This is a genomic window from Streptomyces sp. NPDC048751 (genome assembly GCF_043198595.1).
Classification (GTDB): domain Bacteria; phylum Actinomycetota; class Actinomycetes; order Streptomycetales; family Streptomycetaceae; genus Streptomyces.
Genome location: NZ_JBICUX010000016.1, coordinates 172,700 through 188,420, shown reverse-complemented (window position 1 = coordinate 188,420; position 15,721 = coordinate 172,700). Strand labels below are relative to the sequence as shown.

Below are 15,721 nucleotides of genomic sequence, written 5' to 3'. Positions count from 1 at the left end.
GACCGCGACCTGGGGGAAACACCGTAGCTCCGAGTCGCCGTCAAGGCAGCAAGTCCGGCAGGTCCGGGGGCCGTTGAGCTGGAATCGTGACGGATTCGATCCGATTCGACGGGACAGCCCCCTTCTGCGCCCCCTTATGAGAGGCCCTGTCGCCCCGTCCGGCGATCGCTGTCACGATCTTCATGGAGCCGATACCACGACCTGACGATCATCGGAGCGCGCATGACCACGGACCGGGGCACGGGAGAGACGACGGAGCCGACCGCGGGGATCGAGGTGCGGCCGGTCGCCGGGCACATCGGCGCCGAGATCACCGGCGTCGACCTGGCCGACGGCCTCGACGACGCCCAGGTCGCGGCGATCAGGGCGGCGGTACTGCGCTGGAAGGTCGTGTTCTTCCGGGGACAGCGGCTCGACCACGCGGGGCACGTGGCGTTCGCGCGCCGCTTCGGCCGACCGGTCGTGCTGCGCAAGCGAGGCAGCGCCTCACCACCGGACTTCCCGGAGATCGAGACCACAGCCGACCGCCTGGAGCTGGGCGGCCGCTTCGGCATGGAGCACGACGAGTGGCTACGGCGCCGCCGGCACACCCTGCTGCGCGGCTGGCACTGCGACCACGGCGCCCGCGTCGACCCGCCCGCCGCGACGATCCTGCGCGCCGAGACCGTCCCGCCCTACGGCGGCGACACCACCTGGTCCAACCTGGCCGCCGCGTACGCCGGACTCTCCGCGCCGGTACGGGAGTTCGTCGACGGCCTGCGGGCCGAGCACCGGCTCGGCGTCGGCTACCAGCCGCGCCCCGGCGACGACGCCTACCTGCGCCATCTGCTGGACCACCAGGTCGCGTCCCTGCACCCGCTGGTACGCGTGCACCCCGAGACGGGGGAGCGGGTGCTGTACGTCAACGGCTACTACGTCGAGCAGATCGCCGACGTCTCCCGCGCGGAGAGCCGGGCGCTGCTGGACATGCTGCTGGAGCAGGCGGTCCGCCCCGAGTACACGGTCCGCTTCCGCTGGGAACCGGGCAGCGTGGCCTTCTGGGACAACCGGGCCACCATCCACCTCGCCCCCAGCGACAACGCCCACCTCGACTTCCCGCGGACCATGCACCGGGTGATGCTCGCCGGAGACGTACCGATCGGCGTGGACGGCAAGCCGTCGGAGCCGATCACCGGGACCGAGCCGGGCCGCTGGTGAGGCCCGCGTCCCCGTCGCCGACGGCGTCAGGCAGGCTCCGCGCGGGTCACGAACGGGCGGCCGTCCTCCGGGATGAACACGACGAACTCGCGGGTGCCGTGGACCACTCGGGCCAGTCCCAGGCGCCGGTCCGCGCGCACCACCGCCTCGATCGGTTCGCCGCCCTCGACGATCCGGTCGAGCTGCGCGTAGTGCCGTAGCAGGGTGCTGGTCGGTCCGTTGATCCAGAGCCCGACGTCGGCTCCCTGCCGCAGCGCCGCGAGCAGCTCCTCGCGCAGGGGGCCGGCAGCCGCGCCGCGCACCCGGTCGTGGAGGCGCTCCTGCACTCCGGGCTCGCTGGGAGCCTCGGCAACCAGTTCCGCGCAACGTGCACAGGCGGATTTCTGGCTCGGGGTGAACAGATGCCGGTACACGGTCAGCCGTGCTTCTGGGATGCCGCACAGGGCCCGGTCCGCTGTCAGCGCGTGCTCCACTCCCGGCGCGTCGGTCTCTTCGCACGCGGTGAAGGACGCGGGCACACGCGCGGAGTCGAAACTCCAGCCCTGCCGGTCGGACGTCGTCATCGGTCCGTTCCCCCGGCCTTCCAGCCCAGCGCCGGGCCCAGCCGCGTCGCCATGTCGGTGAGGATCTGCACGTAGTCCTCGTGCTCGAAGGTGAACGGCAGCGCGAAGGCCACCTCGTCGATCTCGCGGAACGCGGCGTGCGCGTACAGCTGCTCGGCGATCTCCTCCGACGTGCCGACCAGATCCGGCGCGAACAGCAGCCGGGCCGGGCCCTGCGGGGACGCGGTGCGCGGCAGCCGCTTGGCGACGAACTCCTCGTACTTCGCGCGCTGTTCGGGCGAGGCGGAGTCGGTGGGGATGACGACGAGGCCCTGGGAGACACGCGCGGCCTCGCCGTCCGGGTGGGCGGCGCGGAAGGCGCGGACGTGGGAGAGCTGGATCTGCGCGAAGTCCCGTGTGTCGTCCGGGCCTTCGGCCTTGACGACGCTGCTGGTGAGGAAGTTCATGCCGTGTTCCCCGGCCCACGTGGCGGAGCTCAGGCTGCCCCCGCCGTACCAGAGACGGCGGCCGAGCCCGGGAGACTGCGGCTGCACCCGGTCGGAGAACACCTCGAACCCCTCGACCCCGCTGAAGTCGGTCGCGGACTTGCCCCGCACGAAGTCCAGCAGCCGCCGCACCCGCTCGTAGCCGAAGTCCTCGGCGTCGCCCGTGTCCGGGTACAGCGCGTCCTTCACCTGGTCGTAGTGCATCGGCGGACCGACACTGACCCCCGGATTGAGCCGCCCGCCGGACAGGATGTCGACCGTCGCCAGGTCCTCCGCGAGACGCAGCGGGTTCTCCCAGCCCAGCGGGATCACCGCGGTGCCCAGCTCGATGCGCCGGGTGCGCTGCGAGGCGGCCGCCAGGACGGCGACGGGGGAGGAGATGCCGTACTGCAGATGGCGGTGGCGCACCCAGGCGCTGTCGAAGCCGAGCCGTTCGCCCAGCTCGATGATCTCCAGCGTGGTCTCGTGGCCCCGGCGCGGGTCGTCGGCGTCGAAAAGGCCGATGGTCAGGAAGCCCAGCTTCCGCAGCGGGCGTGAGGTCGTCGGCACGGGCTTCCTCCATCGTTCACGGCGCAGATCTTTCTCGGCGCAGATCCTTCTCGGCACAGATGGTTCACGGGCACGGACGGCCGTCCGGCGCTGCTGCGTTCGATTGTCGCAGGTGGGCTCAGGTCAGCGGGATGACGACCTCGTCCTCCACCGGCGGGTGGAGCTCCTGCGCACGGTTGCCCGTCGCCGCGAAACAGCGCAGCCGGATCGCCTCCGGGGTGACGTCGAGGCGCAGGAAGCTCTTGAAGAAGGGCGGGCTGTAGGTCGCCGAGCCCGGCGAGAACAGCGAGGTGTAGATCTTGCGCACCGGCAGCCGGAACCGCGAGGTGCGGTCGGGGCGGCCCCCGGCGCCCAGCAGACTGGCCACCAGCCGGGTCCGCCAGGTGACCCGGGCGTCCGGGCCCGGAGCACGGGCCGGCGTGATGCCGAGGCGCTCCGCGATCACGGCCGTGGCCTCCGCCTCGGTGAGCGTGAAGAAGCGGCGCAGGCGCAGGCGTCGCCCGTACAGCCCGCTGTAGAAGGCGAGGGAGTCGCCGCGCAGCGGATAGCAGCGGAAGTCCTGCTCGGTGACGCCCGCGATGTCGACGCGGGGGATGATGTGCGTGGCGTGCATGAAGGCACCGCCGCCGCCCGAGACCACGTACTGGAACGTGCGCCCGTCGTCCAACCGCACCGGGTAGCGCTGGTAGTTGTGGATGTCGCCGCCGATCGCCGCGACGTAGTGGTGCTCCGGGTCGCGGACGATCTCGTCGACCGTGCCGCCGCCGTCGATCGGGCAGGGGTGGTGCTCGCCGTCCACGTACAGGGGTGAGCCGGTGACCAGCACCTTCGGGCGGGGACCCTGGGACACCTCGCGCAGCCACGCGCCCTGTTCGGCGTCGAGGGTGCCCAGCAGGCCGGTGTCGATGCCGATGATCCGCACGGGCCCGGCGTCGATCGCCCAGTACGGCCCCGGCTGGACGGCCCGTTGATCCGGCGCCGACCGCAACTGCCGTGCCTCGTCGAGGTGTTGCCCGTCCGTCGCGCGGGGCCGGTGCCACAGCAGCGACCGCAGCCAGGCCCGGGTGAGGGGCCGGGGCCCGGGCTCGGGGGCGAGGGGCGGGGCGTCGTCGCAGAAGACGCGCATGAACGCGCCGAGGTCCTCGTACCAGTCGTGGTTGCCGGGTATCGCGTAGATGGGGGCCGGATAGTCCTGGTACGGCTGGAAGAACTTCGTGCCGTAGTCGTCGGCGCTGCCCACGGGATAGATCACGTCGCTCGCGAGGACGGCGAAGTCCGTGCCTTGACCGACCTTCAGGAACCCCGGTACGACGGCGTACTGGGAGTCGTCGCCCTCCCCGGTGTCACCGATCACCATGAAGGAGAAGCTGTCCTCGGAGTCGCGCCGGATCACCTTGTCGGCGGGCGCCCCCGCGGCCTGTCGCTGCGCCACCCAACGGCTCCGGGTACGGCCCGTGGGGTCCCCGAACCAGGAGGCCACCACTCCGTTGCGGGCGGCCCACAGCGTCCTGGGGTTCAGCCAGGAGAGCTTCTCGACCCTGGGCGGCATGAGCTTCTTGTACTCGCCGCGTTCGAGGGTGCCCCAGCCGGCGCCTTCGGCGGTATCGCGTGAGGAGTCAGACACCGGGGCACCGTAGCAACGACCTGCTCAGGGGCCGGGAGGGGGGTCCATTCGCCTGCCCGGGGAGCGAGTTGACCATGCCCCCGTGGTCCTGTCCCAGGGGCACCCCGAACCTCCCGGCCCGAAGTTCATCGCCTCGGGACCGCGTCGGGATGATCGGAGAGGTAGTCCCGCACGAGGGACAGAAAGCTCGGGTCGGGCTCCAGCCCGAGTGCGGCGGCGCGTCTGTTGTCGAAGACGGCGGGCCACGAGGCCACGATCGCCTCGACGGCAGGATCGGGCGAGATGGTCACCAGGTCGGCGACGGCGTCGCCGGCAACTTGGCGCAGCGTAGCGAGCATCTCGGCGACCGAGACCGTGAGCGCGGGCAGGTTGACCGGCAGCCGCCCTTCGAGCCGCCCCGGCCCGACGCCGCGCTCGGCCTCCGCGACGCGGAGGAGTCCCTTGACGGTGCGTCCCGGTGACGCCAGGGCCACCCGCAGGTCGGACCGGACCGGGCAGATCGCCGGGAGCCCTGCGAGCGGCTCCCGGACGATGCCGGACAGGAAGCCGGAGGCGGCCGCGTTCGGCCGGCCCGGCCGCACCGCGACGGTCATCAGGCGGGCGACGCGGCCGTCGAGAAAGCCGCGGCGCGTGTGGTCCGCGACGAGGTGCTCGCAGATGAGCTTCTGTGTTCCGTAACTCGACTGCGGCATGGGCAGGGACGACTCGCTGACCACCGCGGGCAGGGGCAGCTCGGGGCTCGAACCGTAGACGGCGAGACTGCTGGCGAACAGCACCCGCGACATCGGCCCGCCGGCGGCCGACTGGGCCCGGGCCGCGTCGAGCAGGGCGCGGGTGGTGTCCACATTGGCGCGCATGCCGAGGTCGAAGTCGGCCTCGCACTCGGCGGACACCGCGGCGGCGAGATGGAACAGCACATCGACCGGCTCGGCGAACACGTCGTCGAGGCGGTCGGTCAGGTCGCCGTGCACGATGTCCACCAGCGGGTCTCTCGCTGCTGGGGAGTCGGGCCGCACGACGCGGTCGGCGAGCACAAGCCGTGTGATCGGTGCGCCACGAAACGTCCTCGTCCGCAGCAGTGTGCCGGTCAGCCGACTGCCCAGGAAGCCGAACGCACCTGTGATGACGACCCTCACGCGTCTTCTCCTCGCCTGCACGCCCGGGGGCCGTGGCACCGCCCAGCCGCCATGGCATCCGGTCACTCCCCACCGGTCGGTGTCCCGTCCGGACAGCGACGCCGAGGCTACCCACGCCGGCACATCCGCCAAACGTCCAGCACTCGGCTGTCGGCTGTCGACACCGGTTCTGTCGTGTCCCTCCCCGTCCGCGGCCCCGGTCTGCTTCGAACGAGCTCTCCACCACGCGAGAATGCCGTCAGGAACGATCAGTTGGAGGAGCCCTGCCATGAGTGGTCCGCAGCACGCCCACGCCGCCCTCGACGGGCTCGTCATGGGCGACGCCTTCGGTGACGGCTGGTTCACCCTCTCCAGCGAGCCCGTCGAGGAACTGTGGGCCGCGCGCGAACCGCGCCCCGCGCCGTGGCCGTGGACGGACGACTCGGCCATGGCGTTCGTCCTGTTCGCCCATCTGACGGCGCACGGCGAGGTCCGACCGGACGACCTGGCACGGGAGTTCGCCGCCGAGTACGACCGCGACCCGGGGCGCCAGTACGGTCCGTCGATGCACCGTGTGCTGCGGCGCATCGGGGAGGGCGAGCACTGGCGGACCGTCACCACGGGACAGTTCGGCGGACAGGGCTCGCACGGCAACGGTGCCGCGATGCGGGTCGCCCCGCTGGGGGCCTGGTTCCGGGACGATCCGGCGGCCGCGGGTGAGCAGGCCCGGCTGTCGGCGCTGACCACCCACGCCCACCCGGAGGCCGTTGCGGGCGCCGTGGCCGTGGCGGTCGCCGCGGCACTCGCGGCCGCCGGCGACGGTCAAGGGGCCCCTGACCGCCCCGACTTCCTCCGCCAGGTCGCCTCATACATACCCCAGAGCGACGTCCGCTCAAGACTGCTGGTGGCCGCCACCTTCCCCGAACGCACCTCGGTGCGCCACGCGGCGTCCGTACTGGGCTCGGGAACGCTGATCTCGGCGCAGGACACGGTGCCGTTCGCCCTGTGGTCCGCCGCCGGGCACCTGGACGACCTGTCCGAGGCGCTGTGGCAGACCGTCGCCGGCTGGGGCGACCGCGACACGACCTGCGCCATCGCCGGAGGCGCGGTCGCCGCCCGCACCGGCACGGCCGACTTCCCCGCCGCCTGGCGGCAGGCCCGCGAGGACATCCCCGCCTGGAGCGGCTGGGACGCCCGCGCGGCGGAGCGTGCCTGAGAACGCGGCCTGCCATGAGGTCATGACGGCCGCACCCCGAACTGCCGGTCGCGGACCTCGACGCCGGCGCACCGGCCCGGGGCCGGAACGGCTCGCGCCGCGTCCGGGCCCGACGCTCGAAACAGCGGGGTTGTACGACGCCCACTGGCGGGAGCGGTTCCTGGGCCATCCCGACCGCTTTCGCCGAGGCTACGGCGTCTGCTCCCTCCCGAGGGAAAGCCCGCCCCACGCCCTCCGCCTGTCGGAGACGCTGCGGGCGGCCGGACGTCCGCAGGCGCTCCGGTTCCCCCCGGCGCCGCTCCGCCCGCGCGCCGAAGAGGCGCCCGCGGCGGTCTGCCCCAGGCGCCTCCCGGTGATCAGAACGTGCGCTTGAGAAGGTCCAGCAGCGCCGCCCAGTGCCGCTCGTCGCCCTCCTGTTGGTACGAGGCGGTGTCGGCCTGGGTGAAGCCGTGCGGGGCGCCGGGGTAGACCTCGCACCGGTGGCGGACGCCGGCCGCGGTCAGCGCGCTCTCCAGGCGATCCATCTGCTCGGGCGGCAGGGAGGGGTCGGCGTCGGCGTGGCCGAAGTACAGCTCCGCGGTGACGTGCTCGGCGACCAGGTGCGGACTGTCGGGCCCGTCCGTCGCGAGCCGCCCGCCGTGGAACCCGGCCGCGGCCGCGACCCGCTCGGGGTACGTGCCCGCGGTGAGCAGGGACAGCCGGGCGCCCATGCAGTACCCGGTCAGCGCCACCGGGCCGTCCGCGACGAGCGGGCTGTCGGCGAGCCACCGCAGATACGCGTCCGCGTCCCGCAGGGCGAGCTCGTTGGTCAGGGACTGCATGAGCGGGCCGAGTTTCTCGAAGATCTCGGGACGGCCGGAGGGGTCGATGAACTCGGGCAGGTCCACGACCGGGGCGCGCCCGTGGCGGTAGAACACATTGGGCACCAGCACGGTGTAACCGGCCCCGGCCAGCCGGTCGGCCATCGCCCGCAGATGCGGGCGCAGCCCGAACGCGTCCTGGTACAGCAGCACTCCTGGGTGGGGCGACCCGTCACCGGGATGGGCGAGGTAGGCGTCCGCGACGCCGTCCTCGGTGGGGATGTCCACGGCGGTTCCCTCCACGGAGGTCATGGGGTGCCTCTCTGAGCGGTTCACGGCGAGCAGTCGAGCAGCCCGGCAGCCGGGCCGTGGCCATCGTTGCACGCACCATCCAACCGTCCGGGAGCGCCCCCGACGTGCAAACCTTCCCTTTACTCGAACCGCGAGGTGTCCCCGGCCCCCCGCCGGACGATCTCCGCCTCGCCCCCGGAGAAGTCGATGACCGTCGTCGGCTCGGTGCCGCAGTCCCCGGAGTCGACCACGCCGTCCACCGCGTGGTCGAGCAGGTCCTTGATCTCCCAGCCCTGGGTCATCGGCTCCTCCTCGCCGGGCATGAGCAGGGTGCTCGACAGCAGCGGCTCACCGAGCTCGGCGAGCAGCGCCTGCGTGACGACGTGGTCCGGGATGCGCACGCCGACCGTCTTCTTCTTGGGATGCTGGAGCATGCGCGGCACCTCCTTCGTCGCGGGCAGGATGAAGGTGTAACTCCCGGGCGTCGAGGCCTTGATCGCGCGGAAGACGTCGTTGTCCACGTGCACGAACTGGCCCAGCTGCGCGAAGTCCTGGCACACGAGCGTGAAGTGGTGGCGGTGGTCCAGCTGCCGGATCGTCCGGATGCGGTCGATGCCGTCACGGCTGCCCAGCCGGCACCCCAGGGCGTAGCAGGAGTCCGTCGGATACGCGATGAGTGCCCCCGAGCGGACACTGTCGGCCACCTGGGAGATGGTCCGCGGCTGCGGGTTGTCGGGGTGCACGTCGTAGTACTTGGCCATCTGTCGAGCTTATGCCGTCCCCGGCCCAGCGCGGAGGCGCCCGGTCGTGGTGGCCGCCCTCACACCGGCGTGAGGTAACGTCCCCGAACGGGGGGTGCACAAGGCTGACGCTAGGACGAGGAGAAGGCCGAGATGGCTGGCCGGGACGGACGGTACCGCCGTACGGACGCGCCCCCGGGAGGGGACGCGGTGTGGGCGGAGGAACTCCTCGACCATCTGCGCCCCGCGGGCCGCGACATCCGCAAGGTCGTCGACTGGCTCGCCGACACCCTGGGGGCGACCGCGTCCCTCCAGGACGACACCGGCGCCCTCCTCGCCGGGCCGCAGCCCCCACCGGCCGACCACCTGGCCGCCGACATCGTCACCGGCCGGATCGCCTCCGCCGCCTGGGAGGGCGGGGGACGGCACCTGCGCCTGGTCCGGGTCGCGCTCCCGCACCCCGCGTCGGCGGGCGTGCTCGTCGTCGCGCGTCCGGCCCCGTTCGACCGGCGCGACTCCGACATCGTCACGCACACCGCCGCGGTCCTCGAGATCCTGCTGCGGGCGCGTGAGACGACCGCCACCGGACGCCGCCTGCAACGGGCCACCTCGGACCTGCGCCTGGCGATCCTGCAACTGCTCATGGTCGAGGACACCGTCGCCGCCCGCCGCGTCGCCGCCGGACTGTGGCCGGGCCTGCTCGACACCGAGACGGCCTGCGTCTACGTCGTCGAGAGCCGCCCGGAGGAACGCGACCGGCTCGCCGAGGACTGCATCGACGTCACCGCCGAGCAGGCCCTGGTCGTGCGGTGCCCGGCCGTGGACGGGCACGTGATCGTCGTGACGCCCCGCGACACCGCCGCCGCGGAACTGCGCACCCTGCTCGACCGCACCCCCCACACCTTCCTCGGCGGCAGCACCCGGCAGGCCCTCGCCCAGACGGCCACCGCCTACGGACAGGCCGTCAGCGCCCTCGCCGTCGCCCGCTTCCGCCCCGGCAAGGCGGCCGTGTACGCCGAACGCACCCACCCCGAGCGCCTGATGGACCCGGAGGCGCTGCGCACCTGGACCACCCGACTGCTGCGCCCGCTCGACACCCTCCCGCACCACACCCGCGCCGAACTGCTCGCCACAACCCGCCTCGGCCTGGAGTTCACCGCTGTCAGCGCCGCCAAGATCCTGGGCGTCAGCCGCAACACCGTGCGCGCCCGCATGGAACGCGTGGAGACCCTGCTGCGCACGGACTTCTCCGACCTCACCGTCCGTGCCGCCGTCCACCTCGCACTGAACACCCAGGACGGCCTCACGGAGCAGACGACCGACAGCGGGGACGGGTCGGCCGCCGTCCCGTTCGAGGAACTGCTCGCCGGGCCCGCGCTGGGCACCTGGGCCCACGCCCTCCTGGGCCGCCTCGACGCCGACGCGCGCGACCTGCGCCGCACCCTGCGCGCCTGGATCGCCGCCGGGGGCAACGCCGAGCGTGCGGCCCAGCAGCTAGGCGTCCACGCCCAGACCGTGCGCGAACACGTCCGCGGCGCCGAACCCGTCCTCGAACGCCAGCTCCTGGCCGCCGGCAGCGACCTGTACGAGGTCGTGCTCGCCCATCTGGCCACGGGAGACCTCGAACGCCCCGAACTGCACCTGGCCAAAACGGGCCATTAGGACTCGCCTGTGCACGGGTGAGTCCTGCGGGGCCGTGAGCGGGCACTGACGCGATTCACAAGCGGAGCGCCCCCCACGTAAGTTCGTCGCACAGCGGGGGCACGACCGGAACGGGGGACCGGTCGGCGCCCCCGCGTCTCAGGGGTCCTCAGCCCTTCAGCCGGACCGGCACCTCCTGCCAGCCGAACGCGATGAACGACGGGACCTGCCGCAGCTCCCGCCCGTCGACGGCGAGTTCGAGTGCGGGGAAGCGGTCGAAGAGGGCGGGCAGGGCGGTCAGGGCCTCGACGCGGGCCAGCGGGGCGCCGATGCAGCGGTGGACGCCGATTCCGAAGGCCAGATGGTCGTCGGCACCGCGGGTGGCGTCGAAGGTGTCCGCGTCCGGTCCGTAGTGCGCCGGGTCCAGACCGGCGGCCGCGAACGTCGTGATGATCGCGTCCCCGGCCGGGATCGTGACGCCGCCCACGGTGAGCTCACTGACGGCGAACCGCAGCGGCAGCGAGGCGATGGAGGGGTGCACGCGCAGCGTCTCGTCGACGACCGCGTCCCAGCCGATCTCCCCGGCGCGCACGGCCGCCAGCTGCTCCGGGTGCCGCAGCAGCGCCACCACCGCGTTGCCGATCAGGTTGACGGTCGTCTCGAAGCCGGCCCCGATGACCAGCAGCAGCGTGTACAGCAGCTCCTCGGAGCTGAGCCGGTCGCCGTCCTCGTCGCGCACCCGGATCAGCTCGGTCGTCATGTCGTCGCCGGGATGCTCGCTCTTGTGGGCGATGAGCGCGCCGAGGACGGTGCCGATCTGCTCCTGCACGAACGCGGCGTGCTCCGGGCTCGGGTCGGAGGTGTCCATGATGGCCGCGATGAGCCGGCCCGTCGCCTCCCGCAACTCCTCGGGCACCCCGAACAGTTCGCAGATGATCCGCAGGGGCAGCGGATGCGCGAACCCCTCCCGCAGGTCCACCACCTGGTCGCCGGAGGCGTCCAGCGCGTCGAGCAGCTCCTTCGTGACCGCCTCCACCCGCGGCCGCAGCGCCTCGGTGCGGCGCGCCGTGAAGCTCGGCGCGACCAGCTTGCGCAGCCGGGTGTGGTCGGGGCCGTACGTCGACAGCATGTTGACCACACCCACCCAGCCCAGGATCCAGCCCCAGGACGGGTGTTGGCCGACCTGCGACCACAGGTTCCAGTGCAGCCGCGGGTCCTTGCTGACCCGCGGGTCGAGGATCAGTTCCTTGAGGGTGTCGTAGCCGGTGGGCGCCCAGGCGGGGATGCCGCCGGGCAGCTCGACGGGCACGATCGGACCGAGGGCGCGCAGCCGGGCGCTCTCGGCGGGTATGTCGGCGCCGAACGGGTCGAGCGCGATGCGGTCGGTCACGGTCACGTGGGTTCTCCTGGCTGGTCGGGGGTGCGGGGGCGGAAACGCACGGGCAGCGCCGTGAGCGAGCGGTGGAACGGACCGGGCCGCCAGCTCAGGCGGTCACGGGGCAGTACGGGCTCCAGGTCGGGCAGCCACTGGGTGAGCCGCTCGACGGCCTCGGTGACGATGAGCAGCGTGTGCTGCCGCACCGGGCAGGCGTGCGGGCCCGCGCCCCAGGACAGGTGCGAGGCGTCGCCCGGGTGCCGGGCCGCGCCGTGCTCCTGCTCGGCGAAGTGGCCGAGCGCGCCGTAGGAGACGACCACCGGCACCGCGTCCCGGATCCACACGTCGTGGAAGGCGACGGGCCTGCGGGCGTAGTAGATGCCGTAGTTCGCCAGCGGCGTCTCGTGGTGCAGCACCTCCACCACCGCGTCCATGACCGGCCGGGCGCCGCTGGTGAGGGTGGAGTAGAAGGCGGGGTTGCCCAGGATGCGCGACAGGGCGTTCGACAGCAGGTTCGCGGTCGGCTCGTACCCGGCGCCGAGGGTGAGGAACACCTGCCAGGTGACCTCCTCCGGGGTGAGCCCCGCGGGATGGTCGAGGAGGCGGCTCGGCAGGTCGTCGCCGGGCCGTTCGGCCTTGGCGGCGATCAGGTCCAGCACGTATCCCGCGTACTGCGCCTCGCCCTCGGCGGCCTGCGGACCACCCTCCATCATCTTGCCCAGGCCCTCGTTGAGCCGGTCACCGTCGCTGTCCGGCATCCCGAACAGGTCGTTGAACACCAGCGCCATGAGCGGCCGCGCGAAATCGCCCACCAGATCGGCCTCGCCCCTCGGCCCGACCCGGCCGACCAGCAGGTTGACCGCACGGTGCACACGGGCCCGCAGGTCGTGCGGCTCGACCAGGTCGAAGACGTCGATGAGGGTGGTGCGGTAGCGGACGTGGGCCGCGCCGTCGGAGAACAGGGCGTTGGGCCGCCAGCGCATCATGCCGAGGATCGGCGCGTCGTCGGCGACGGTCGCCTCCCACGGCCGCGGGTCGTGCGAGAACGTCTCGGTGTCGTGCAGCAGGTCGAGGGCGGCCCGCCGGTCCGTGACGACGTACGCCGGCACGCCCGGCGCCAACTCCGCCCAGCCGATCGGGCCCTGGGCGCGCAGCGCGGCGTAGTAGCGGTGCGGGTCGAGCGCGAAGCCGTCCTCCCACAGCCGTACGGGCACCGAGCGGGAGAAGGCCTCCTGGGCGGGGGACGGGGTCGCGGGGGGAGGGATGGTCACCGGCTCTCCGGGAAGTCGCGGTCGGGGGCGCGCTCGATCAGGTGCTGGACCAGGGCGAGCAGCGCGTCGACGGACGAGTCGCGCTCCCGCGCGTCGCAGGCCACCATCGGCGTTCCCGCCTCCAGGTCCAGCGCGCGGCGCAACTGCTCCTCGCTGTAGTGGCGCGGCGCGTCCGGGAAGACGTTGAAGGCGACCGCGTACGGCAGCCCGCTCTCCTCCACCAGACCCAGCACGTCGAACGACGCGTCGACGCGTCGGCTGTCCACCAGCACGAGCGCGCCGAGCGCCCCGTAGGCGATGTCGTCCCACAGCGACCGGAACCGTTCCTGCCCGGGCGTCCCGAACAGGTACAGCACGATCCCGCCGGGCAGGCTGATCCGGCCGAAGTCGATGGCGACGGTGGTCGTCGTCTTGTCGCGCAGCCCCTCGAGGTCGTCCACCCGAGCGGACGCCTCGGTGAGCCGCTCCTCGGTGTGCAGCGGCCGGATCTCGGACACCGAGTCGATCAGGGTCGTCTTGCCCACCCCGAAGGGACCCGTGACGAGGATCTTGACGAGGTCGCGGGCGGTGTCGGGCAGGTGCAGGGCGCCCGGGGCGCCGGGCACGCCGGCGTCAGGAACGCTTGAGGGCGCGGAGGCCATCGGCCACTCTCTTCAGCAGGTCGGGGTCGAACCGTGCGGCGGGCGGGATCGGCGCACGGGCGAGGACGAGGTCCTGGTCGACGAGGTCGGCGGCGAGCACACGCACCGCGGAGACCGGCAGCCGCAACAGCGCCGCCGCCTCCACGACCGTCAGCGAACCGCCGTCCAGCGCGTCCAGCAGGGCGAGCTGGGCGGCAGGCAGCCCCGCGGGCACGTCCGCCTCGCTGCGGTTCAGCACCGAGAGCCGGTCCAGCCGCACCCCGCGGTGCCGGGCCACACCCCCGGTCGACAGGTACGCGGGGACCAGCGGACGGCCGCCCGGGCGGCCGGTCATGCCGGAGTGTCGTCGCCGTCGGCCTCTCGTGGCGCGGCGGCCATCGCCTTCTCGCCCAGCCGTGCCACCTGCGAGTGCACCCGGTGCGCCAGCAGGTCCAGGCGCACCTCGCCGTCCCCGTACGCGGCCACACAGGTGCCGTGGTCGGTCGGCACGATCAGCACGTATCCGTGGTCCGACTCGATGACGACCTGCCGCACCTCCGCCCGGTCCCGGTCGGCGAACGCGGCGGCCGCCGTGCGGCACGCCCCCTGGACGGTGCTGGTGATCGCGGCGACCCGCTCGGCCGACGGCTGCGTCAGCGCGTCGGTGTACCCCGTCACGAGCCCGTCCTTGGTCAGCAGGACGGCGGCCACGACGTGCGGCACCTGAAGAATCGGTTCCAGCACCCAGGCCGTGTCGCTCATGTCGCGGCTGGTCATCGGGCCGCTCCCCCTTCGTGGTCGGTCTCTTCGGTCTCTTGGGTCTTTTCGGTCTCTTCGGGCCACCCGTCGGTGCCCCCCTCGGCCGCGGCGCGGGCCGCCGCGGTACCGGACTGCAATGCGCCGAGCGCGGCCGCGGCCTCCTCGGGCCGCCGTGCCGGACGTGCCGTACGCGCCGGCGCGGGCGCCTCCTGGGCGGTCACCCGGCTGCGGCGGCGCCGCTGAGGCAGACCACCGGTGTCCCCCGGATCGTGGTGCCCCGGCGCGGCCGGAGCGGTGGCGTCGTCGTGTTCGCCGCCGTAGGCGTGGGCGGACGATGACGGCGCCGACGGCCCGCCCGGGCCGTCCGGCACGGCGCGGCGGGTCGTGCGCGGTGCGCTGGCCGCGGGCGGCTTCTCGGCGGGGTCGAGACGGCTGAGCAGGTGGCTGTCGACGCGCAGGACCGCCCGCACCCCGCCGTACGGGGAGGGCGAGGAGACGTCCACGCTCAGGTCGAACTGCCGGGTCAGCCGGCCGATCGCGGCCAGCCCCATGCGCGGCGGGTCGCCGAGCTCGGTCAGCAGGATCGGGTCGTTGCCGGCCACCAGGCGCTGGGCCCGGGCCCGTTCGTCCTGCGTCATGCCCAGGCCGGCGTCGTCGATGGTGACGCAGACGCCGTGGTGGACGTGTTCGAGACCGACCACGACCTCGGTGTCCGGAGCGGAGTGCCTGAGGGCGTTGTCCAGGAGCTCGGCGACGATGATGGCGACCGGTTCGACGGCGTGCGAGACCAGGGCCGTGCCCGGCTCCAGATGGTTGTGCACCTTCACCCGGTGGTACCCCGCGAGCCGGGCCTGACCGCCGGTCACCGCGTCGACCAGGTGGGACTCCTCACGGGCGAGCCCCACCCAGGCCCCGCACACCACGGCGGTCACCTGTGCGCGCCGCAGCGACTGCTCGTTCTCGTGGTCCAGTTGGAAGAGCGTCTGCGCCAGCTCGGGGTCGTCGTAGCGCTGTTGCAGTCCCCTCAGGGCGTCCTGGAGCCGGTACAGCGCCGCCTGGATCTCACGGGTGGCGCCACGCAGTCCGGCCTGCGCGGCCGCGTCGACGCGGGTGCGCTGCGCGAGGAGTTCGGCATGCAGCCCGCTCAGCACGCCGTCGAGGGCGGCGCCCAGGTACGTTCCGGTGGTCTGCGGCCGGAGCGGGCCCGGCACCCCCAGGTGCGGGTGCGCCAGTTGACGGGCGGCGGCCGGCACGCGCTTCTGCGCGAGGTGGTCGACCTCGGCCGTGAACGCCTGGATCAACCCGTCGACCTGTGCGCGCAAGGCGGTGATCTCGGTGCGCTGTCTGGCTCGCTGCCGCCGGGCGCGCAGCAACCCACCGCCGAGGGCGAGCGCGGACAGTGTGCCGACGGCGAGACCACCGACGGCCAGGTCCGGTAATTCGATCATCGCAGCGGTTCCATGAGAGGTCGGGCA

General features: G+C 73.0%; 15 protein-coding genes. 3 read left to right on the top strand and 12 right to left on the bottom strand.

What is annotated here, in order from left to right; genetic code table 11:
• Window positions 1-222: 222 nt before the first annotated feature.
• Entirely contained in the window at window positions 223-1,197 is a 975-nt protein-coding gene (locus tag ACGFNV_RS38650; RefSeq protein ID WP_393629255.1) for a TauD/TfdA dioxygenase family protein, read from the top strand.
• Between the two features lie 26 nt (window positions 1,198-1,223).
• Here ACGFNV_RS38650 and ACGFNV_RS38645 read toward each other — a convergent pair whose 3' ends face one another.
• The 4 genes from ACGFNV_RS38645 to denD form a co-directional block, all read right to left on the bottom strand.
• Entirely contained in the window at window positions 1,224-1,760 is a 537-nt protein-coding gene (locus ACGFNV_RS38645; RefSeq protein WP_393629254.1) for a hypothetical protein, read from the bottom strand.
• On the bottom strand, window positions 1,757-2,794 hold the full coding sequence (locus ACGFNV_RS38640; protein ID WP_393629252.1) for an LLM class flavin-dependent oxidoreductase: 1,038 nt from the start codon (window positions 2,792-2,794) through the stop codon (window positions 1,757-1,759). Before ACGFNV_RS38640 ends, ACGFNV_RS38645 begins: the two co-directional genes overlap by 4 nt.
• A gap of 118 nt (window positions 2,795-2,912) precedes the next feature.
• Complete coding sequence (locus ACGFNV_RS38635; RefSeq protein ID WP_393629251.1) at window positions 2,913-4,418, bottom strand: metallophosphoesterase family protein; 1,506 nt, start codon at window positions 4,416-4,418, stop codon at window positions 2,913-2,915.
• 125 nt (window positions 4,419-4,543) lie between these two features.
• Window positions 4,544-5,554: a D-erythronate dehydrogenase gene (gene denD / locus ACGFNV_RS38630; protein WP_393629250.1), complete on the bottom strand. Its 1,011-nt coding sequence runs from the start codon at window positions 5,552-5,554 to the stop codon at window positions 4,544-4,546.
• A 268-nt stretch (window positions 5,555-5,822) separates the two neighbouring features.
• Between denD and ACGFNV_RS38625 the strand changes: the two genes are divergently transcribed.
• A complete protein-coding gene (locus ACGFNV_RS38625) occupies window positions 5,823-6,749 on the top strand; it encodes an ADP-ribosylglycohydrolase family protein (protein ID WP_393629248.1) in 927 nt (308 codons plus the stop codon).
• Window positions 6,750-7,105: 356 nt separating this feature from the next.
• Here the strand turns inward: ACGFNV_RS38625 and ACGFNV_RS38620 are convergent, their stop codons facing one another.
• Window positions 7,106-7,861: a dienelactone hydrolase family protein gene (locus ACGFNV_RS38620; RefSeq protein ID WP_393629246.1), complete on the bottom strand. Its 756-nt coding sequence runs from the start codon at window positions 7,859-7,861 to the stop codon at window positions 7,106-7,108.
• A 119-nt stretch (window positions 7,862-7,980) separates the two neighbouring features.
• The gene (locus tag ACGFNV_RS38615; RefSeq protein WP_037679679.1) at window positions 7,981-8,601 is read right to left on the bottom strand and encodes an L-threonylcarbamoyladenylate synthase; all 621 of its coding nucleotides are present in this window, start codon (window positions 8,599-8,601) and stop codon (window positions 7,981-7,983) included.
• Between the two features lie 132 nt (window positions 8,602-8,733).
• Between ACGFNV_RS38615 and ACGFNV_RS38610 the strand changes: the two genes are divergently transcribed.
• The gene (locus ACGFNV_RS38610; RefSeq protein WP_393629244.1) at window positions 8,734-10,242 is read left to right on the top strand and encodes a helix-turn-helix domain-containing protein; all 1,509 of its coding nucleotides are present in this window, start codon (window positions 8,734-8,736) and stop codon (window positions 10,240-10,242) included.
• Window positions 10,243-10,390: 148 nt separating this feature from the next.
• Here ACGFNV_RS38610 and ACGFNV_RS38605 read toward each other — a convergent pair whose 3' ends face one another.
• The 6 genes from ACGFNV_RS38605 to ACGFNV_RS38580 are packed head-to-tail and all read right to left on the bottom strand — an operon-like array spanning window position 10,391 to window position 15,694.
• Window positions 10,391-11,617, bottom strand: coding sequence for a cytochrome P450 (locus ACGFNV_RS38605; RefSeq protein WP_393629242.1), 1,227 nt, complete (start codon window positions 11,615-11,617; stop codon window positions 10,391-10,393).
• Window positions 11,614-12,867: a cytochrome P450 gene (locus tag ACGFNV_RS38600; RefSeq protein WP_393629241.1), complete on the bottom strand. Its 1,254-nt coding sequence runs from the start codon at window positions 12,865-12,867 to the stop codon at window positions 11,614-11,616. Before ACGFNV_RS38600 ends, ACGFNV_RS38605 begins: the two co-directional genes overlap by 4 nt.
• Window positions 12,864-13,508 carry an ATP/GTP-binding protein gene (locus tag ACGFNV_RS38595; RefSeq protein WP_393629240.1) on the bottom strand — a complete coding sequence of 215 codons (645 nt, stop codon included), beginning with the start codon at window positions 13,506-13,508 and terminating at the stop codon, window positions 12,864-12,866. The genes ACGFNV_RS38600 and ACGFNV_RS38595 overlap by 4 nt, the downstream gene beginning before the upstream one ends.
• Window positions 13,480-13,842 (bottom strand): DUF742 domain-containing protein, encoded by a 363-nt coding sequence (locus tag ACGFNV_RS38590; protein WP_393629238.1) that lies wholly within the window; start codon window positions 13,840-13,842, stop codon window positions 13,480-13,482. Before ACGFNV_RS38590 ends, ACGFNV_RS38595 begins: the two co-directional genes overlap by 29 nt.
• Complete coding sequence (locus tag ACGFNV_RS38585) at window positions 13,839-14,264, bottom strand: roadblock/LC7 domain-containing protein (protein ID WP_133933291.1); 426 nt, start codon at window positions 14,262-14,264, stop codon at window positions 13,839-13,841. Before ACGFNV_RS38585 ends, ACGFNV_RS38590 begins: the two co-directional genes overlap by 4 nt.
• On the bottom strand, window positions 14,261-15,694 hold the full coding sequence (locus tag ACGFNV_RS38580; RefSeq protein ID WP_393629236.1) for a sensor histidine kinase: 1,434 nt from the start codon (window positions 15,692-15,694) through the stop codon (window positions 14,261-14,263). Before ACGFNV_RS38580 ends, ACGFNV_RS38585 begins: the two co-directional genes overlap by 4 nt.
• Window positions 15,695-15,721 lie beyond the last annotated feature (27 nt).